General features: G+C 69.0%; 17 protein-coding genes and 3 pseudogenes. 7 read left to right on the top strand and 13 right to left on the bottom strand.

Annotation, left to right across the window (positions count from 1 at the left end; all coding sequences use genetic code 11):
* Positions 1 to 71: 71 nt before the first annotated feature.
* Positions 72 to 1,256 (top strand): annotated as a pseudogene (locus AB0L71_RS08015) (SMI1/KNR4 family protein); the annotation flags it as partial.
* 176 nt (positions 1,257 to 1,432) lie between these two features.
* Here AB0L71_RS08015 and AB0L71_RS08010 read toward each other — a convergent pair.
* The 3 genes from AB0L71_RS08010 to AB0L71_RS08000 all read right to left on the bottom strand — a co-directional run bounded on the left by AB0L71_RS08010 (position 1,433) and on the right by AB0L71_RS08000 (position 4,760).
* Positions 1,433 to 2,494, bottom strand: a complete 1,062-nt coding sequence (locus tag AB0L71_RS08010) for a CU044_5270 family protein (protein WP_365239406.1) — start codon at positions 2,492 to 2,494, stop codon at positions 1,433 to 1,435.
* Positions 2,491 to 3,096, bottom strand: a complete 606-nt coding sequence (locus AB0L71_RS08005) for an RNA polymerase sigma factor (RefSeq protein WP_365239789.1) — start codon at positions 3,094 to 3,096, stop codon at positions 2,491 to 2,493. The genes AB0L71_RS08010 and AB0L71_RS08005 overlap by 4 nt, the downstream gene beginning before the upstream one ends.
* A gap of 344 nt (positions 3,097 to 3,440) precedes the next feature.
* Positions 3,441 to 4,760, bottom strand: coding sequence for a hypothetical protein (locus AB0L71_RS08000; protein ID WP_365239404.1), 1,320 nt, complete (start codon positions 4,758 to 4,760; stop codon positions 3,441 to 3,443).
* Positions 4,761 to 5,116: 356 nt separating this feature from the next.
* Between AB0L71_RS08000 and AB0L71_RS07995 the strand changes: the two genes are divergently transcribed.
* Together AB0L71_RS07995 and AB0L71_RS07990 are read left to right on the top strand one after the other, a co-directional pair.
* A complete protein-coding gene (locus tag AB0L71_RS07995; RefSeq protein ID WP_365239401.1) occupies positions 5,117 to 6,526 on the top strand; it encodes a hypothetical protein in 1,410 nt (469 codons plus the stop codon).
* A 445-nt stretch (positions 6,527 to 6,971) separates the two neighbouring features.
* The gene (locus AB0L71_RS07990) at positions 6,972 to 7,739 is read left to right on the top strand and encodes an SDR family oxidoreductase (RefSeq protein ID WP_365239399.1); all 768 of its coding nucleotides are present in this window, start codon (positions 6,972 to 6,974) and stop codon (positions 7,737 to 7,739) included.
* Positions 7,740 to 7,819: 80 nt separating this feature from the next.
* On the opposite strand, the pseudogene AB0L71_RS07985 reads toward AB0L71_RS07990, so the two are convergent.
* The 3 genes and pseudogenes from AB0L71_RS07985 to AB0L71_RS07975 all read right to left on the bottom strand — a co-directional run.
* Positions 7,820 to 7,968 (bottom strand): annotated as a pseudogene (locus AB0L71_RS07985) (AraC family transcriptional regulator); the annotation flags it as partial.
* Between the two features lie 10 nt (positions 7,969 to 7,978).
* The gene (locus AB0L71_RS07980) at positions 7,979 to 8,827 is read right to left on the bottom strand and encodes a hypothetical protein (protein ID WP_365239396.1); all 849 of its coding nucleotides are present in this window, start codon (positions 8,825 to 8,827) and stop codon (positions 7,979 to 7,981) included.
* Positions 8,828 to 9,275: 448 nt separating this feature from the next.
* Entirely contained in the window at positions 9,276 to 9,488 is a 213-nt protein-coding gene (locus AB0L71_RS07975) for a hypothetical protein (RefSeq protein ID WP_365239394.1), read from the bottom strand.
* A 150-nt stretch (positions 9,489 to 9,638) separates the two neighbouring features.
* On the opposite strand from AB0L71_RS07975, the gene AB0L71_RS07970 reads away from it, so the two are divergent.
* Positions 9,639 to 10,286: a RidA family protein gene (locus tag AB0L71_RS07970; protein ID WP_365239391.1), complete on the top strand. Its 648-nt coding sequence runs from the start codon at positions 9,639 to 9,641 to the stop codon at positions 10,284 to 10,286.
* 218 nt (positions 10,287 to 10,504) lie between these two features.
* Here AB0L71_RS07970 and AB0L71_RS07965 read toward each other — a convergent pair whose 3' ends face one another.
* Positions 10,505 to 10,762: a DUF6221 family protein gene (locus AB0L71_RS07965; RefSeq protein WP_365239389.1), complete on the bottom strand. Its 258-nt coding sequence runs from the start codon at positions 10,760 to 10,762 to the stop codon at positions 10,505 to 10,507.
* Positions 10,763 to 10,795: 33 nt separating this feature from the next.
* Positions 10,796 to 10,976: pseudogene (locus AB0L71_RS07960) on the bottom strand (IS5/IS1182 family transposase); the annotation flags it as partial.
* An 89-nt stretch (positions 10,977 to 11,065) separates the two neighbouring features.
* Between AB0L71_RS07960 and AB0L71_RS07955 the strand changes: the two are divergent.
* Positions 11,066 to 11,593, top strand: a complete 528-nt coding sequence (locus tag AB0L71_RS07955) for an RDD family protein (protein ID WP_365239387.1) — start codon at positions 11,066 to 11,068, stop codon at positions 11,591 to 11,593.
* A gap of 115 nt (positions 11,594 to 11,708) precedes the next feature.
* Here the strand turns inward: AB0L71_RS07955 and AB0L71_RS07950 are convergent, their stop codons facing one another.
* The gene (locus AB0L71_RS07950; RefSeq protein ID WP_365239385.1) at positions 11,709 to 13,037 is read right to left on the bottom strand and encodes a TRAM domain-containing protein; all 1,329 of its coding nucleotides are present in this window, start codon (positions 13,035 to 13,037) and stop codon (positions 11,709 to 11,711) included.
* A 99-nt stretch (positions 13,038 to 13,136) separates the two neighbouring features.
* A complete protein-coding gene (locus AB0L71_RS07945; RefSeq protein WP_365239382.1) occupies positions 13,137 to 15,185 on the bottom strand; it encodes an APC family permease in 2,049 nt (682 codons plus the stop codon).
* 491 nt (positions 15,186 to 15,676) lie between these two features.
* On the opposite strand from AB0L71_RS07945, the gene AB0L71_RS07940 reads away from it, so the two are divergent.
* Positions 15,677 to 16,345 (top strand): TrkA family potassium uptake protein, encoded by a 669-nt coding sequence (locus AB0L71_RS07940; protein WP_365239380.1) that lies wholly within the window; start codon positions 15,677 to 15,679, stop codon positions 16,343 to 16,345.
* Entirely contained in the window at positions 16,345 to 17,019 is a 675-nt protein-coding gene (locus AB0L71_RS07935; protein WP_365239377.1) for a TrkA family potassium uptake protein, read from the top strand. Before AB0L71_RS07940 ends, AB0L71_RS07935 begins: the two co-directional genes overlap by 1 nt.
* Before the next feature lie 88 nt (positions 17,020 to 17,107).
* Here AB0L71_RS07935 and AB0L71_RS07930 read toward each other — a convergent pair whose 3' ends face one another.
* The 3 genes from AB0L71_RS07930 to AB0L71_RS07920 form a co-directional block, all read right to left on the bottom strand.
* Entirely contained in the window at positions 17,108 to 17,902 is a 795-nt protein-coding gene (locus tag AB0L71_RS07930) for a DUF3159 domain-containing protein (protein ID WP_365239376.1), read from the bottom strand.
* Positions 17,903 to 17,905: 3 nt separating this feature from the next.
* Positions 17,906 to 18,322 carry an OB-fold nucleic acid binding domain-containing protein gene (locus AB0L71_RS07925; RefSeq protein ID WP_365239373.1) on the bottom strand — a complete coding sequence of 139 codons (417 nt, stop codon included), beginning with the start codon at positions 18,320 to 18,322 and terminating at the stop codon, positions 17,906 to 17,908.
* 160 nt (positions 18,323 to 18,482) lie between these two features.
* Positions 18,483 to 19,175 carry a response regulator gene (locus AB0L71_RS07920; RefSeq protein ID WP_365239370.1) on the bottom strand — a complete coding sequence of 231 codons (693 nt, stop codon included), beginning with the start codon at positions 19,173 to 19,175 and terminating at the stop codon, positions 18,483 to 18,485.
* Positions 19,176 to 19,188 lie beyond the last annotated feature (13 nt).

Below are 19,188 nucleotides of genomic sequence, written 5' to 3'. Positions count from 1 at the left end.
GGTGGGTGAGCCACGACGACCGGACCCACGTGTCGCCGCCCATGTCAGTGGTGGGCGGCAGCATGGGACACATGACGAACACCACGGCATTCGACTGGCGTTCCTTCCTGCTCAGGTGGAGCGAGGAGTGGGCGGATTCCCTGCCGGACGGAAAGACGCTGAGCAAGGACGACGAGGCCGCCCGGGAGGCACGTTGGCTGGGGTTCCCGTCCGCGTCCGAGGAGCGGATCGCAGCCATGGAGGAGCGTCTCGGCCGACGGATGCCCCCGTCGTACCGGGAGTTCCTCATGGTCAGTGACGGGTGGCGGCACGCGGGTGGGTTCGTGTGGCTGCTGGCGGGGACCAAGGACGCGCGTTGGCACAACAACGAGTTGGGACTCGCGGACGTGTGCGAGGAATACCTGGACGAGGACGCCGACCCGGAGGAGCGGTGGGAGGGGGACCTCTGGCGGCGCGGGCTCCAGCTCGACGTCAAGTCCGACGTCACCTACGTCCTCCTTGATCCCGAGGAGGTGGACGAGGACGGTGAGTGGGCCGTGTACACATGGGCGAGCTGGCACGGCGCGCCACCCGAGCGGCACGCGAGCTTTCTCGCGTTCATGCGGGGCATGCACCGCGAGTTCCACAGCCTGCAGGCGCAACCCGTCGACGGGAAGCCGGTGTTCGAGAACGACACGACACGCAAGCTGGACGGCCTGGTGGAGGAGGCCCGACTGGAGGCGCTGCGCGGCGGCTGGGAACGGGCCGAGAAGAAGCTGGACGAGGCGAAGGAGTACGGCCGGCCGCGGGCCACCGGGCTGGCTGATCAGATACGTCGTCTGCTCGGACAGACCTCCAGGGTGTACTTCACACACATGGTGACGGACCCGCGGTACGCGCCCGAGTTGCTGCCTGCTTTGGTAGCCGGGCACGCGGCGGACCCCTGTCGGGACGACTCCACGCTGATGTTCCATCTGCGCGGCGCCGATGACGACCTGGTGTCACTGGCTTACACGACGCTGGATCAGGTGCGCCAGGGCACCTACCGGTACACGGCGGCCGGACCGTTCGGGGAAGCGGTCGAGCGGGCGCGGGAGCTGGCGCAACGAGGAGAGACCGACAGTGCATGGCGGGCGCTCGTGATTGCTCTGCCCCTGTGGGAACCGCTGGGACCGGACCATCTGGCGCCGCTGGGATGGGTGGCCGACCCCGTGCTCGGGCCGCTGCTGACCCCGGAGCGGGGCCGCGAGCTGCTCTCCACTCCGAGGGGCAGGCAGGCGATGTCCATGCCCGGCTGATCGTGGACGGCATCCGCTTCTTGGCCAACGGAACCGCCGATCCGGAGCAGCACCTGACCGTCGACGATCGCACAGCAGAGGGCAGGGTCGACAACTCGTTGTCCGAGCATCAGGTGATCACGCATGTTCGATGCCCTCAAGAACCTCAAGGACCGTCAGCTCCGCGGTTCGCCCCGCGTCCGCCCCGCGTCCGCGGGCTCTTGACCGGCCTTGTCGACGACGGCGAGTTCCAGCTCGGCCTCGCTTGACAGCAGCGTTCCGGTCTTTCCGTACGAGGTGTCCTTGGTCAGACGACTACGGGAGCCGAGGAACGAGAAGTCCTTTTCGTCGAAGACCCACTCGGTCCGGATGCCATGGCGCGTGTCGTCACGGGCGATGCCGAGGCCCCGCCGGCCGATCGCGTCACGGGCCTGCGGAGCCGGGGTGACGCCGGGGATCTTCGCCGCGGCCCGGTAGAGAGCGGCGGCCGTACGGGGCGGCATCACCCCGCCGAGCAGGGACCCGATCTGCTCGAACACCGCCTGGTCACGTTCCCGGCCCTCGGCCTGCGGCGTCTCGGCGTACAGCTGGGCCAGCAGTCGGTCGGGGTCGGTGGGCAGTGAGCTGAGCCATGCGTAGGTGGGTCGGTCGATGCCGGCCGGGGTGCCATCGGTGTCACCGAATTCGGCGTTGAGGGGGAAGGTCTTGCCGTCCTCCCGGATCAGGCCGAGCTTCTGCAGGGGCGCCGGGTCCTGCGCGGCCCACATCTCACGGTCCAGCAAGGGGCTGAGAACGGCCTTCCCGCTGGTCAGGTCGGCCCCACGGGTCTTTTTCCGGGTGTAGACGAACTGGTCGTCCCGAACAGTGGGCGTGTCGCGCTCCTCCGCCGCGTCGGAGATTCGGCCCAGGAGCGCCGCGGCGGGCTGCATGTCCGTGGCCGCACCGTGCGAGGCGGTGCCGGAGGGCTCCCGGCCGCTGCCGTCGAGGGCGACTCCCGCGGCCAGTGCGCAGGCCAGGGTCAGCGCGGTCGCGGGCGCCAGGAGCGCCGGCCGCAGCAGCCGACGGGGCCGACTGGTCCGGGTTGCTGTGTCTCGGTCGATGTGGTGCATCAGCAGTTCCTTGTGCCGAAGGTGCTGCACGCGCGGAAGGTCCCAGTCGGCCGGGGCCGGGAGGAGTCGAGCGATCTCCTCGCGGTCGCCGTTCCACTCGGGGGAAGCGCCGGTGGTCCTGTCGTTCATATGAGCTCCTCCCGTACGGGCAGGGCCGCGATCGCGGCCGCACTTGTCATCTCTCCGCGGGAGGCGGGAGGTTCCCGGTCTTCTTCCGCGAGGTGCGCGAGCTTCTTGCGGGCGCGTGAAAGGCGGGAGCGTACGGTGCCGACGGCGATACCCAGGGCTTCGGCAGTCTGCTGGTAGTCCAGGCCGGACCACACGCACAGGGCCAGTACCTCCCGCTCCTGGCGTCGCAGCCGGCCCAGAGCGACCTGTACGGCACGCAGGCGCCGTGCGTCGTCGATGCGTCCGAGCGTCCGGGGCGCGAAGTCCTCCTCCACAGGCGGCTGCGGCTGACGCGCCATGAACAGTTGGCGTCTGCGCAGTGCCCGGCGGGCGTTGTCCGCCTTGTGGGTGGCGATGCCCAGCAGCCAAGGCAGCAGAGAGCCGCCATCCTCGTGTACGCGTCCACGAGTCCGCCACGCGGTCAGGAACGTTTCGGACATGATCTCCTCGGCTGTCGACCAGTCACCGGTCAACCGCAGCCCGTGGTTGTACACGGCTCGGGCGAACTCCTCGTACAGCTGGGCGAACGCCTCTCGGTCCCCCTGGCGCACGCGGCGGCGCACATCGTTTTCTGAGTTCCTCACGACTACATCTCTCCACGGCACACCAGGAGTTCCTGTGGCTCGCGTCACGTGCGGGCATGGCCTCGAAGCACGGCCATGCCCGCAGCCCAGGTCACCGGCGCCGACAGCTCCGGCCCCAGTCTCTCCCCCACGCCGGCGACATCGGCGAGAAGGGGTGAGGCCGGTACATCAGGATGAAGCCCAGCACCCACTGCGGCGTCCGGCACAGCGACCGGGTCGGAGTCATCCGGTCCGAACAGCGAATCGATGTGACAGGAGAGCAGCCGGGAAGCGCCACGCGTCGTCCGGCGCCACCCGCCCGGGGAGAGCCGGTCGACGGCTCCTCAGAGGGACTGCCGGAAGAGCCAGTCGCGGATCCCCGGGATGTCGTACGCGTACCGCCAGGTGCCCATGTGTTCCGACCCCGGGTTCCCGTCGGCGCCGGCGACGGTCCCGGTGAGGAACGTCGTGTACTGGACGGGTGCCTTCTGCGCGAGGACGGCGCGCACCTCGGCGGCGAACTCGGCCTGGGTCGACCGTGCGTCCCAGCCGGGGGCGGTGGCAACCCGGACACCTTGAGCCTCGATCACCTCCATGATGGCGTTCTCGCCGGGAAACGCCTTGGTGTCCCCCTGCGAGACGTGGACCCACATCTTCTTCCCGGCCAGCGGCGCGGCCTGCTCGGCGGGCCACTGTCCGGCGACGACATAGAGGGCGGCGAAGACGTCGGTGTAGCGGATGCCGAAACCGAGCGACATCATCGCGCCCATGGACTGGCCCGTCGTGTACCGGCGTCGGCGGTCGACGGCATACGTCTCGGTCAGGTGCTCCACCAGGTGGATGGTGGTGTCGAAGAGGTCGGTGGGCAGGTAGTCGTCCTCCACGACGACCGAGGGGTACTGAGGCGCGACCACCAGACACTCGTGCTTCGCCTGCTCCTCCTCGCCGGCCCAGACGATCGCGCCCACACCCTGCACAAGGGGCCCGAGCACCGGCGCTCCGACCACGGACGCGTCGTGCATGAACAGCACGAGGGGGTAGTGCTTGCGCGGGTCGTAGTCGCGCGGGACGAAGAGGTTGTACTCCAGGGACCTGCCGGTCTCCGGGTCGTGGAAGGTGAGTTGGCGGAAGTCGTCGACGACCGCGTTGTGAACCTTCTGCGTGGTCCGCGGTGTGCTGTCGGCCGGGAAGCGGTGTCCGTCCACCGCCCGCACCGGGCCGGTGCCGGTGAGAGTGGCGGAAGGGGTGAGGATGACCGGCGTCCCGCCGGCGGAGCGCGTGCCCCAGAGCGCCGCCCCGTCGTCCTCGGGGGACAGTTCGACCACGACGAAGCGCCCACTGCCGTCGCGGGCCCGGCCCTCGTCCCTCAGCTCCGGAGTCGTGGCGGCGTACACCGCGGTCACGGTCCGTCCGTCGACGGTGAAGGTCGACGGGGAAAGGCCTGCGCCGAGGATCTCCCTGTCGTATTCGACGGCCACGCCGACGAACTTCTGGCCGTCGCCGTAGACCCGGGTCAGGGCGCTGACGCTCCGGATGTGCCCTTCGTCGGAGGTGCCGGCCGCGGGTCCCGTTCCAGTCGCCGCGGACGCCTGCTGTCCCACTCCGCCGACGAGCGTGAGGCCGGCTCCCACGGTTGCCGCGAGGAAAGCTCTCCTGTCAGCCACAACGGACTCCTCTGGTGATTTTCTCCGCAGCCGGTCGGTCTGCGGACACCTTTGGGAATTTCACCCTTGCGCATGAAGCAGTCAAGCCCCCGGAACGCACGAAATAAGAATTCGTCCTTTCTGTGCATGCGACATGTGTGGCCTGTGGAAGGGCACCACCTGTTTTCGCCGATCACAGGGATATTTCCCCCGGTCATCGCCCCCGCACCGGGCGCGCACGCTTATCTTGCGTTCCGCACGTCATCTGACGGCGCGTCGGCCGTGGTACTACCTGGAACGAGCCGCCACCTCCGAATCGGGCACCATCGGAAATGCGGCACACTCTTCCGTGATTCGTTTATCCGAAGGACGAGAGAATGCCTGAACAGGGAAAGAGAGAGAGCCAGTCGTCCGCCGACGGCGTGAGCCGCCGTTCGCTCATATCCGCCGGTGCGGCGGCGACCGCGCTGGGTGCGGTCCTCGGCGCGGCCCCGTCGGCGGCGGCCGCCTCCCCCGCCGGTGCGGGCACGGAGAAGGCGCCCGCCGGGACCGTGCTGAAGGCGGGAGCCGGCAAGGCGGTGTTCACGCCCGGCCCCTCCGTCCTGCCTCTTGACAACTTCACCAGCGTTCACGACGACCTCTGTCTGCGCGTCCTGCTGATCGAGTCGGGCAGCCGGAGCATCGCGCTGGTGGTCCTGGACCTGACGTCGATCAGCGCGGAGGCGATCGCCCTGATCCGGCAGGCCGTCACGGACGCCACCGGGATCGCGTCCGCCGACATCATGGTCACCGTCACCCACTGCTTCTCCGCCCCGCACGTCGCCGCCACCACCTCTTCGGCGGGCGCCGCGGCCTACGTGCAGGGCATGGTGGACGCCGCGAAGAGCGCGGTCGCCGACGCGCGGAGGAACCTGCGGCCCGCGCAGGTGGGCTACGGCACGGGCCGTGCCGACATCAATGTCAACCGCAACGTCCTCACCGCCGACGGCTACTGGCTGGGCGTCAACGAGCGGGGCCCGTCGGACAAGTCGGTGTACGTGGCCCGGTTCGACGACCTGGACGGCAACCCGATCGCCGTGCTCGCCAACTACAACGTCCAGTCCTGCGTCATGCAGGACTCCGTCATGTCCGACGGCAGCCTCCCCATCACCGCCGACCTCGCCGGCGCCGCGATCGCCCACGTGGAGGGCGAGTACGACGGCGTCGTCGGCTTCTGGCTCGTCGGCGCGTGCGGCGACCAGTTCCCCGGCTACCGGTCGAAGCGGTACACCATCGACAAGGACAGAGGCTGGACCTATGGCGTCGACCTCCAGGACGCCGGGTTCGCCCTGCTCACCGCCCAGGGCGAGCGCCTCGGCAACGAGATCGTCCGGGTGGCGCAGGCGGTGAAGCGCTACGAGAGCGGCAAGAACGTCACCCTGCGGCTGCTCACCGACGAGTTCACCACGACGCGGGTCACCACCGACCACCCCGTCGGCCCGGTGAAGTCGGCCACCTACACGGTCACCGGTACCACCGAGGTCCCGATGTGGGTGTTCCAGGTCGGCAGCGGCGTCTTCGTCGGCATGGAGCCCGAACTGTCCACCTCCACCGCGGATGCCGTCCGCAAGGCGTCACCGTTCGCCAGCACCTTCGTCATGTCGATGTTCGAGGGCGGCGCGAAAAACATGCCCGACCGCTGGAACTACGACCATTTCACCTATGAGGCCCGCGACGGCTCATTCATCAAAGGAACCGCCGAAAAGGCCGTCGCCCGCATAGAACGCCTCCTCAAGGCACTCAAGTAGGACTCAGCCGCATATCGAAAGGATCATTCCGCATGACGGATCCGCCCCTTGCGTCGCGGATCCCCTGCATTCCACGGATTCGATGACGAAGTCACCACACCTCCCTCCCACTCCCCAGGGTGATTTCCGTTCCGGCCGTCAGCGAACTGCGCGGCTCCAGGCCGTTGACGGGACCTGCCGACGGCACCGATCCTGCGGACACTTCCCGACGCACCCGCACGCACCGGCGCGGGTGCGTAGACCTTCCTCGGCCGGCGCATCCTGCCGGATGCCAAGGGACTCCTCGCCCCCACCGGCCTGCCGGTCGCCGGCCGCACCCGCCACCTCGGCTACCGCCGGACGGCCTGCGGGCGTCATCCCACGTTCCCGCCCAATGGGACGCGGCCCCGACCGGGCCGCCAACCCAGGATTGGATGAGGCACCGTCCCGAACGAGAGGGAAGAGCATGCAGCTCGAAGGACGCGTCGCGATCGTCACCGGCGCAGGTGACGGAATTGGTGCCGCGGTGGCCCGCCGGTTCGCCGCCGAGGGGGCCAGGGTGCTGGTCGCGGAGCTGAACGAGGAGACCGGCCGTGCCACCGCCGACGAGATCGGTGGCCGCTTCGTACGTACCGATGTCAGTGACAAGGCGCAGGTGCTGGCGATGGTCGACACCGCGGTCCGCGAGTGGGGAGGCGTCGACATCCTGGTCAACAACGCCTGGGCGGCCGGCGACGTGGGACGGGTGGAGAACAAGACCGACGCCATGCTGGCCCGAGGGCTGGGCATCGGCTTCTACGGGCCCTTCTGGGCGATGCAGGCTGCCTTCCCGCACATGAAGGAGCGGGGATGGGGCCGGGTCGTCAACATGTGCAGCCTCAATGGCGTGAACGCCCACATGGGGACCTTGGAGTACAACGCCGCCAAGGAGGCCCTGCGCACCCTCACCCGGACCGCCGCTCGGGAGTGGGCCCCGACCGGAGTGGTCGTCAACGCCGTCTGTCCGGGCGCGAAGAGCGCCGCCTTCCACAGGATGATGAACGAGCATCCGGAGCTGGAGGCCCAGGCGGGCGCCATGAACCCCATGGGACGGATCGGCGATCCCGATCAGGACATCGCTCCGGTGGCGGTGTTCCTCGCCGGCGAAGGCGCGCGCTACGTCACCGGCAACACCCTCTTCGTCGACGGCGGGGCCCACATCAACGGAGTCGCGTGGGCACCGGAACTGCCGTGACCGCACCCGCGGGGCAGCCGTTCCGTGCAACCCCCCGGTGATCGTGGACATCCGATGGTGACGCTGCGGGGGCGAGGGCTTGTGAAAGCGCCGGCGTCGATCTCGTCGTGTTCGGCGCATACCGGGATCCGGAAGCCGGACCGCCCGTCGGGCAGACGGTCCGGGTGAAGACCTGGATCGGGGTGGTCAGGCCGGACGGGATCACCTGGTCCGCGGGGAATACCGCCACGGCTCCGAGGTCACCGGTTCCCGTAGTCCTCCACCAGGTTGCCGATGAGCGCGAGGAGGGCGTCGGCGCGGCGCCGGTCCTCGCGCTGGGCGTGCAGGGCCTGGTGAACCTCCCGGAGCCGGGCCAGGGCGGCCGGCTCACGGTCCTGCACCTCTTCGAGCAGCGGATGAGTGATCAGGTCCAGGCAGGAACTGAGCAGCGCGCGGGTACCCGGGGACGGTGGAGCGGGGTCGGGAGCGGCATAGGCGGTTGTCAGATAGCGCGCGGGATCGGTGAGGCTCCAGCCGACGACGGTTCCGTCCTGGACCAGGAGCGCCACGTCCGGGGCGATCCCGATACGGGCCTCAAGCGTTGCGTCGAGGACCTCGAGGTCGCGCAGACAGGTCAGCACGGCGTCCCCGGGCGCACGGCACAGCGCCGAGGCCGCTTCGAGGCGGCAGCCGCGCTCCTCGTCCGCGCGCAGCCCGCCCGGGCAGACAGCCGGCAGCGAGGGAAGGCGGGCGCAGTCCTCGGCTGATGCCGACTCGTAGGGCAGCTGGAACTCGGCGCCGATCAACTCCTGGCTCGCCCGGTCGAACCCGAGTGTGTCCGGGGTGTCCCACAGCCACTCCTGGCTGCCGAAGGTGTCCAGGAGGAAGCGTTCACGCTCCTCCCGGTTCACGTAGGGCGCTATACACACACCGGGATTCGAGAAGTCGAAGCGCGGGGTGAAGGACAGCGGATCGTCCGTCACCGTCGCGCGCCAGTCGTTGTCGAGGGTCAGTCTCAGGGTCAGCGCTGCCTCATTTGATCTGCACCGCGAGGGCATGAATCCGTCCTTGCCCGGAATCATTCCCTCCACGATGTCTTCGTCGGTCATGGGTGCACCGGGATCGGTGGGCCTGCCGCCCAGTGCCGTCGCTCCGGATTCGCTCCTGATGCCCAACGGCCCGTGCGCCGTGATCACCTGGCCGGCTTCGGAGCCGGGCCCATGGGGCACGACGTCCTCGCCCTGCCGGAAGATGAGCTTTTCGGTGAACCCACGGATCCACCGCATCCCCGAACGCACCGACCACAGTCCTCCGCCGGCCACCGGCACCAGAAGGACCGAACGCCGCGTCTCACCGACCAGGGCGCGGGGGTCGTCGCCTCCCCGTCTCCCGCTCCCCCACGCTCTCGGCGAGCGCCGCGTTCGGCCGCTGCACAGTTCCTCCCTGGCCGTAGCTGCTGATGACATCGTGGAGAGGGACGCGCCCGAACGAGGGGGTGGTTCTCCGGGGCCTCGTGCGATGCCAGGAGCGTGCGCGGCCACAGACTGCGGGCGGCATCTACTTCGTCGCCGTGCAGTCCACCCTGGAGACGGTCGCCACGGTGGTCCCGGCCACGCCTCTCGCCGCGACTGCCGAACTCGTCCTCGCCCTGTTGTCGTCCAGCGCCTTGTAGTTGACGGGCAGTTCGGTGCCCCGTTCCGCTTCGATCTCCGCCCAGGGCTGCGCGTCGCTCCGCGCGTCACTCCCTCGGGCACGGAGGCGAAGGTCCATTCGCGCGGTAGTACTCACTCTCACACGACACACAGAGCGGGGCCACGCCCCCACACGGACTTCCCCGCGTATGCGGACGCCGCGCACGGAGGCGGGCATCTCACCGGTGTCCGCTGGTTCGAGCACACCGACGGGCCGTTCCTGGCTACCGTGGGCCGCGACCCGGACCGTTCCGCACTGGACATCGCCCTCTACGCCGACGGCAGGTTCCTCCCGCAGGGCGTGGTGGACGACCTGGCGCGCCTGCACGAGGCCGTCCTGGCGCGGATCACCGAAACCCTGGCGCCGCCCATGACACCACCGATCGGATCGAGACCTGTGCGGACGGCCTCGGCACGCACCAGAACCCGTCCGCCTGAAAGGGAACAGAGAACCTCCGTGAACACCTTCCGAAACCCCCAGGGGATCGCGGCGCCGCTCGCCACGTACTCTCATCAGGCCGAGATCACCGGCCCGGTCCGGTGGCTCGTGATATCCGGCCAGATCGGCATGGCCCCCACCGGCGAGCTCCCCGAGGACCCGGTCGAGCAGCTCGGTATCGCGCTGCACAACATCACGGCCAACCTCGAAGCGGCCGGGATGCGCCACGAGGACCTGGTCAAGCTGACGTTCTACTTCGCCGGCGAGGTCGATCTCGAGCGTCGGCGCCGGCGGCTGGGCGAGTGGCTGGGAGACCTGCGCCCCTGCATGACCGTCATGACGGTGGCCGCACTGGCCTCGCCCGCGCTGCGCGTCGAGGTCGAGGCACTCGCGTGCACCGAGGACGCCCCGGCGCCACAGAAGAGTGAGCAGCCGTGATCTCCTCAGCCACATGAGCGACCGGACGCCGGAAAGAACTCGTAAAATCAGCACTGGCCGCGATGAACAGTCAGCCGCGCATGACGGTGGGACACGAAGACCTCCGTGCGGTGTAGTCCTAGACACCTCCTCCACACCGGAGGTCTTCGGCCTTGGATCAAGACCCGGTGTCAACAACGCTCCCGATCAATACCGCTGGAGCCTGTCTCCTTGAAGGGCTACGGGCGCCATTGCTGACGGTAGGCGGGGTGCTCCGCGTATGACTGGGCAAGGATCCGAAGCGCGTACGCCAGGCCGGCCGAGCGGGAGTCCCAGGGATCCATGGCCCTGTATTCGTGTACCAGTTGCTCGGTCAGATCGAGCATGGGGAGATGGCTGTCGAGAAGAGCCTCGCCGCCCAAGGTTTCGGCCACGTAGGCATAAGCGTGGTTGTCGTCCATGATGCGTGCGACGAGGAACTTCAGAAGATCGTCCATGTGGTCATCTTCGCGGGCAAGCCGCTTAGACGGTCAGGCGGCTGTCCAGATGAGGATGGCAGCGAGGTGGAGTGCGGCCTGGTAGGTGAGCTTGTCCGTTCGCATGGCCAGGCCGCGCCACTGCTTGAGTCGGTTTGATGCACCGCTCGACCGAGTTGCGCTGCTTGTACGCCTCTGCGTCGAAGGCCGGTGGGCGGCCTCCGTCTCGGCCTCGCCGCGGCCGGGGGCTGCGGGCCAGGTACTACCGGGTCCGCACCCCCTCCACGTAATGGAAGCACTGTCCGACCAGCAAAAGGTACACACATGTCGAATATTGAAAATATGTCCCTGGGTGGGGTCTTCAACTCCTCCGGCCGGTCCGGAGACAGAACCGTCCACCCCTCCTCGGACGTACCGGCCAGCCTGATGCGCCGTTGTGCGTCCACGGTGGTGGACCTGGCGATCGCGGCAGTCGTCGTGGCCGGGCCACTGGTCGCGCTCGATCGCATCCTTACCGCACTCTCCGTGGCCGACGGTCAGGCCACCCCGATCTGGCGGGCGGCTGCCGCGGTATGGGTCCTGGGCTTCGTACTGCTGTACTCCCCGCTCGGCGTGGCGCGATGGGGGGCAACACCGGGCAAGAAGCTGCTGGGGACACAGGTGGTCCGAGACTCCGACGGCGGCCGACTCGGGTACGGGCGCGCTGTGGTCAGGCATGTGTGCAACCTCGCGATGTGCCTGGCGACCGTTCTCGCCATCGCCAACCTCTCGGCCATCAACCTGAGCGACCGGAAGCAGGGACTGCATGACAAGCTGGTCGGCAGCCTGGTGGTGACGAAGCGCCACGGGTGACCTCATCGCCCTTTCGAGCAGAGGTCGCCTTACCGCCCCTGCCCGGTCCGCACCCGGTGCGCCACCACCCTCGGGTAGGGGGCCGTGCCAGCCCTTACTGACCTGACCCTGCAGGTCAGCGACCCTTCTCGGCGGGCTCCAGAATCGCCACGCACTCCACATGATGCGTCATCGGAAACAGGTCGAACGCCCGCAGCGTCCGCACCCGGTACCCGCCCTCGCGGAAGTACGCCAGGTCGCGGGCGAGTGCCGCCGGGTCGCAGGCGACGTAGGCGATACGGCGGGCGCCCAGGCCCGCCAGGTGCAGGATCGTCTGCTTGCCGGCGCCCGCGCGCGGCGGGTCGAGGACGATCAGGTCGGTCTCGGTGATGCCGGTACGCGGGAGGACCTGGTCGACCTTGCCGTGCTCGATGCGGACCCGCTCCAGGTCCTTCAGGTTGTGCCGGGCGTCCTCCACGGCCCGCTTGCCGGACTCGATGCCGAGGACCGCGCCCTTGTCGCCGATGCGCTGGCCGAGGGCGCCGGCGAACAGGCCGACACCGCAGTAGAGGTCGAGTGCGGTGTCGCCCTTGCGGGGCAGCAGGCCCTGCATCACGGCGCGGACGAGGGTGTTGGCTGCCTGCGGGTGGACCTGCCAGAAGCCGCCGGAGCCGACCCGGTAGGTGCGGTCGTCGGCGCGTTCGCGGACGAAGGCGCGGCCGTGCACCCGGTGGACGCCGCCGTCGCGCTCGTCGACGCGCATCACCGAGACGGGCCGGTCGAGTTCGACGAGGGGCAGCCGGCCGCCGGGCCTCGGCGTGAGGATGACCTGGCGGTCGTGGGAGCCGGTGGCGGCGATGGCTTCCACCGAGGCCATGCCGGGCCACTCCCGCCGCTCGACGCCGAGTTCGGTGACGCCGGGCGCGGCGATCAGGCAGCGCTCGATGGGCTCCACGTCGTGCGAGCGGTGCTTGCGCAGGCCGACGCGGCCGTCCTCGTCGATGGCGTACTGCACCCGGGTGCGCCAGGCCGGAACCTCGCCCGCCGGGAGCTTGTCGCCCTCGGCCGGCATGACGGTGCCGTCCCAGCCGGCCTCCTCGGGGGTGAGGCCCGCCAGGCGCTGGAGCTGTTCGGCGATCACGTCGGCCTTGAGCCTGCGCTGGGCGCCGGGCTTGGCGTGCTGCCAGTCGCAGCCGCCGCACTTGCCCGGACCGGCGTACGGACACGGCGCCTCGACGCGGTCCTTGGATGCCTCGACGATCCGTACCGCGTCGGCGCGCAGGAAGCGGGAGTCGCTCGCGCCCTCGGTGACCCTTGCGACGACCTTCTCGCCGGGAAGCGTGTGCCGTACGAAGAGGACCTGCCCCTGAGAGGTGCGGGCGATGCAGTGGCCGCCGTGCGCGACGGGCCCGACCTCGACCTCGTACTCCTCCCCGACCAGCGACGACGTGGGTTCGTTCTGCATGACGGGGTGGCTCCAGTGATCAAGAGGAAAACGGCCGGACAACAACCCACAAGTCTACGTGGGTGTGGTCCGGCCGTTCACCACGAGCGGGCCGGGCGGTCAGCCCTTGTCGGCGGATTCCCTGGGCCTGCGCTCGACGGGTCCGCGGCGCACCGAGCCGGGCGCGTTCCACTCGGCGCGCTTCCTGGCGCGCAGCTTCGCCGCCTCGGAGGACTCCAGCTGGTACGGCACGGACGTCACCATCACGCCCGGGGTGAACAGCAGCCGGCCCTTGAGGCGCAGGGCGCTCTGGTTGTGCAGGAGGTGCTCGTACCAGTGGCCGACCACGTACTCCGGGATGTACACGCTGATGACGTCGCGGGGGCTCTCCAGGCGCAGGCTCTTCACGTAGTCGATGACCGGGCGGGTCACCTCGCGGTACGGGGAGTCGAGGATCTTCAGCGGGATGTCGATGCCGCGCCGCTCCCAGTCCTCCCTGAGGGCCTTGGTCTCGGCCGGGTCGACGCTGATGGAGAGCGCCTCCAGCCGGTCGGAGCGGATCAGCTTGGCGTAGGCGAGGGCGCGCAGCGTGGGCCGGTGGAGCTTGGAGACCAGGACGATGGAGTGGACCCGGGAGGGTCGCATCGTCTCGTCGACGGGGGTCTCGTCCGCGGCGATCTCCTCGGAGACCCGGTCGTAGTGCCGGCGGATCGCGGTCATCGTTCCGAAGAAGATCACCATGCCGAGCAGCGCGACCCAGGCGCCGTGGGTGAACTTGGTCGCGAGCACCACGACGAGCACCAGGCCGGTGAAGAAGGCGCCGAAGGTGTTGATCGCGCGGGAGCGGATCATGTGGCGGCGCTTGCCCGGGTCCTTCTCCACCGCCAGGTGGCGGTTCCAGTGCCGGACCATGCCCGTCTGGCTGAGGGTGAAGGAGACGAACACGCCGACGATGTAGAGCTGGATGAGGCGGGTCGAGTCCGCTCCGTAGACCCAGACCAGCAGGATTGCCGCGCCGGCCAGCAGCACGATGCCGTTGGAGAAGGCGAGCCGGTCGCCGCGGGTGTGGAGCTGGCGGGGCAGGTAGCGGTCCTGGGCGAGGATCGAGCCGAGCAGCGGGAAGCCGTTGTACGCCGTGTTGGCGGCCAGGAACAGAACGAGTGCGGTGGCCGCGGCGAGGACGACGAAGAAGAATGTGCCGTCGCCGAAGACGGCGGCTGCGACCTGGGAGATCACCGGGTCCTGGACGAAGCCGGAGCCGACCGGGACACCCTTGCTGATCAGGTCCTCGGCCGGGTTCTCCGCCATCTTCACATCGGTGGCCATGGCCAGGCCGATGATGCCGCAGAACATGGTGACGGCCAGGAGTCCCATCATCGCGAGGGTGGTCGCGGCGTTCTTGCTCTTGGGCTTGCGGAAGGCAGGCACACCGTTGCTGATGGCCTCGACGCCGGTGAGGGCGGCACAGCCGGAGGAGAAGGCCCGCAGCAGCAGGAAGACCAGGGCGAAGCCGGCCAGTCCCTGGTGCTCGGGCTTGATCTGGTAGCCCGAGGTCGGCGCGTGCATGGTGTCGCCGAGGACGAGTCCCCGGAAAGCACCCCAGACGATCATGATGAAGACGCCGGCCACGAAGAGGTATGTGGGGATGGCGAAGAGCTTGCCGGACTCCTTGACGCCACGCAGGTTCATCAGGGTCAGCAGCACGATGGCCACGATCGCGCACACCGTCTTGTGCTCGACGACGAACGGGATCGCGGACCCAAGGTTCTCCACCCCGGAGGCGATCGAGACCGCGACGGTCAGCACGTAGTCGACCAGCAGCGCGCTGGCCACGGTCAGTCCCGCCTTGGGGCCGAGGTTGGTGGTGGCGACCTCGTAGTCACCACCACCGCTCGGGTAGGCGTGCACGTTCTGGCGGTACGAGGCCACGACGGTGAACATCAGGACCACGACCGCGAGGGCGATCCAGGGGCTGAAGTGGTAGGCCGACACGCCCGCGACGGAGAGCACCAGGAGAACTTCTCCGGGCGCGTACGCCACCGAGGACAGCGGGTCGGATGCGAAGACGGGAAGTGCGATGCGCTTGGGGAGCAGCGTCTCTCCCAGTTTGTCGCTGCGCAGCGCCCGTCCGATCAGAATCCGTTTGGGCAGGTCGGTCAGTTTGGACACGCTGAGGATCGTAAGCGTTCCGTTAGGGCGCCGCAGACCGGCGGAAGGCGTGGCCCTGCAATCTCCTGCGCTCGGCCGAAAACGGCGCGAATTCCTTAACGAAATCCTTGCGCTTTCCTTGACGGAATCCTTGCACCCAGGTGTCCGCGGACAGGGCGCGGCAGGCTCTGCCGGGGCGGCCGTGCCGACGCCCCTTGGCGCCCGTGTTCCGGCATCCGGACCGGCGCCCTCCCCCTCCGCACCCCTGCGGGCCGGTCCGCTGCGGTACGGGCGGGGAGGTACGGATGGGGCGGCCGACGGCTACTGCGTTCGTCTCGCATGGGCCGCGAAAGCGCATGCGGATGGGGCCTCGCACTCCCGGCCGCATAAGCTCATCCTGGGCAACGGGACTCACCGTTGCCCCGTTGTTTGCCCGGCAAGCTGAGGAAGAAGTGTGAGCACGGTGTTTTCGCAGGTCGGCCGGACGATCAGGACTGCGAGGTAGGCGCAAGGTGCACATCGTCATCATGGGCTGCGGGCGAGTAGGAGCCGCTCTCGCGCAGACCCTGGAACAGCAGGGGCACACGGTCGCCGTCATCGATCAGGACCCCACGTCGTTCCGGCGTCTGGGGTCCGGATTCGGCGGGCGTCGCGTCACGGGTGTCGGTTTCGACCAGGACACCCTGCGCGAGGCGGGGATCGAGGAGGCCGGTGCGTTCGCCGCGGTGAGCAGCGGCGACAACTCGAACATCATCGCCGCCCGGGTCGCCCGGGAGATGTTCGGCATCGAGAACGTTGCGGCGCGGATCTACGACCCCCGGCGTGCCGAGGTCTACCAGCGTCTCGGCATCCCCACGGTCGCCACGGTGCGCTGGACCGCGGACCAGATGCTGCGGCGGCTGCTTCCCAGCGGGGCCGAACCGCTGTGGCGGGATCCGAGCGGTGGTGTGCAGCTCGCGGAGGTGCACACCACGCCGTCCTGGATCGGCCACAAGATCAGCACGCTGCAGGAGGAGACGGGGGTCCGCGTGGCGTTCCTCACCCGATTGGGTGAAGCCATACTGCCCACCTCGCAGACGGTGCTGCAGGAGGGCGACCTGGTCCACGTGATCATGCGTACGGACGAGATCGCAAAGGTCGAGGCGGCCTTCGCCGAGGGTCCTGAGGAGGGCGGTCACTGATGCGTGTCGCGATTGCCGGGGCAGGCGCGGTGGGCCGTTCCATCGCGGGCGAGCTGCTGGAGAACGGGCATGAGGTGCTGCTCGTCGACAAGGCGCCGACGGCCATCTCGGTGGAGCGGGTGCCGATGGCCGAATGGCTGCTGGCCGACGCCTGCGAGATCACCTCGCTCGACGAGGCGGCGCTTCAACGCTGCAGCGTCGTGATCGCCGCGACCGGGGACGACAAGGTGAATCTGGTCGTCTCGCTGCTGGCCAAGACCGAGTACGGCGTGCCGAGGGTCGTCGCCCGGGTCAACAACCCGAAGAACGAGTGGCTGTTCAACGAGGCCTGGGGCGTCGATGTGGCGGTCTCCACGCCCCGTCTGATGTCGGCCCTGGTGGAGGAGGCGGTGAGCGTCGGCGATCTGGTCCGGCTGCTGCGCTTCAGCCATGGCGACGCCAACCTGGTCGAGCTGACGCTGCCGCCGGAGTCGGCCCTGGCCGGCACCCAGGTCGGCGCGGTGGCCTGGCCCGAGGACACCTCACTGGTCACCATCATCCGTGGGCAGCGCGTGCTGACGCCGGGCGCCGAGGAGACGCTGGAGGCCGGTGACGAGCTGCTGTTCGTGGCCGCGCAGGCCCGCGAGGAGCAGCTGGAGGACCTGCTGTCGGTGCGCCGGGGCGACGGCGACTGAGCGGGCCGGCGTCCGCAGGGGCATGAGAAAGGGGTCCGGGACCGTGTGGCACACGGTCCCGGACCCCTTTCTCATGGCTGCGGGCTGTTCAGAACTCCTGGTGGTGCGTCGCGCCGGAGGGCGTCTGCGCCGCGCGGGCCTTCTCCGCCCGCTCCTTCTCGGCCTGTTCCTTCTCCGCCTGCTCCTGCGCCTCCATCTCGGCGAACACGTCGATGGGCGGCGGCGCCTTGGCGAGGAAGATCCACGTCAGATAGACCGCGAGCAGGAACGGGGGGATCTTCAGGGCGACCAGGACCCAGCCGAGCTGGGCGGTGTCGGCCCACCAGTACAGCGGGAAGAGGATCGCGCACTTGGCGAGCAGGATCAGTCCCCAGGCGTAGCTGGCCTTGGCGTAGGCCTTCTTGCGGCCGGGGTTCCTGGTGCGCCAGGAGAGGTTCTCCTTGAACACCGGGCCCAGGATCAGTCCGAGCAGCGGCACCCCGAAGAGGGTGGTGATCAGGTAGGCGAGTGCCAGGCCGAGCGTGTAGAGCATGCCCGGCAGGTAGAAGTCCTTGGCGTTGCCGGTCATCATCGCGAAGACCACACCGAAGGCAACGCCGAAGACGCCGCTGAAGGCGTGCTTGACGGTGTCCTTGCGGATCAGCCGTACGGCGACGAGGACCAGGGACACCGCCAGGGCCGCGATGGCCGAGAGGTGCAGATCCTTGTTGATCGTGAAGATCGTGACGAAGAGCAGCCCGGGAAGGACTGTCTCCACCATGCCCCGGACACCGCCGAACGCCTCGGAGAGCGCTGCTTCGGTGACCGCCTTCGTGACGGCCTCGTGGTGGTCGGAACGGGTGGTGCGGTCCTTGTCGGACGTCGGCTTGTCGGGAGACGTCACCGGCTACTCCTTGCCGAGCGGTCGGAGTTCGTATTTGGGGTTGAACAGCACCCGGCGTCCGTGGCTCATGGCGATGCGGCCCGAGGCGATGAGCTTGCGGCCCGGTTCTATGCCCACGATGGAGCGTCGGCCCAGCCAGACCACGTCCAGCGGCGCGCTGCCGTCGAAGAGCTCCGCCTCCAGGGCGGGCACTCCGGCGCGCGGCCGCAGGGTGACGGTCCGCAACGTACCAGTCACCTTGACGATCTGCCGGTCGGTGCACTCCGAGATCCGCGTGCATCCCGAAGCCTGCGAGTCCTCCTGCAGCTCCTCGGACTCCAGGTCCTCCTGGGAGCTGGACAGCCGGTCGAGCATGCGCCGGAAGCGGCCGGACGGTTTTACCGCCCTGCTCGGCTTCTCAGGTCGAGGAACATCACTCATACCCGAAGGGTACCGGTCTCCTGTGCTCCGAGCGGGTGTCCCGAGTCTCACTCGGACGGATTACCTGCGTGTATCACCGGGCACCGCCGCGCGGGGCTCGGGACGGAGTCCGGACGACGCCCGGACCAAGGGCTGTCCCGATGCCTGCGATGCCTTGCGTTCAGCCGCGCTCGAAGCGGTAGCCCATCCCCGGCTCGGTGACGAAGTGCCGGGGATGCGAGGGGTCTGCCTCCAGTTTGCGCCTCAACTGCGCCATGTAGACCCGCAGATAGTTGGTCTCGGTGCCGTAGGAGGGCCCCCAGACCTCCTGGAGCAGCTGCTTCTGGCTGACCAGTCGGCCGCTGTTGCGGACCAGGACCTCCAGCAGATGCCACTCGGTCGGGGTGAGACGTACGTCATGCCCGTCGCGGTGCACCTTCTTCGCGGCCAGGTCGACGGTGAACCCCTCGGTCTCGACGAGCACGACGCCGTCGGAGCCGTGCCCGCCGACGGGTTCGGCGCGGCGGACGGAGGCCCGCAGCCGGGCCAGCAGCTCGTCCATGCCGAACGGCTTGGTGACGTAGTCGTCGGCCCCGGCGTCCAGCGCCTCGACCTTCTCGTCGGAGGTGTGGCGGGCCGAGAGCACCAGGATCGGCACCCGCGTCCAGCCGCGCAGCCCTCGGATCACCTCGACGCCGTCCATGTCCGGCAGCCCGAGATCGAGGACGACGACATCGGGGTGGCGGGCGGCGGCCAGCTGGAGAGCCGTGGCGCCGTCGGGTGCGGCGTCCACCTCGTACTTGCGCGCCTTCAGGTTGATCACGAGGGCGCGTACGATCTGCGGCTCGTCGTCGACCACAAGCACCCGGGTCATGGGGCCCTGCCTT

Origin of the sequence: Streptomyces sp. NPDC052052 (assembly GCF_040680455.1) — a bacterium.
Taxonomy (GTDB): domain Bacteria; phylum Actinomycetota; class Actinomycetes; order Streptomycetales; family Streptomycetaceae; genus Streptomyces.
This window is presented reverse-complemented; position numbering and strand designations above follow the sequence as displayed.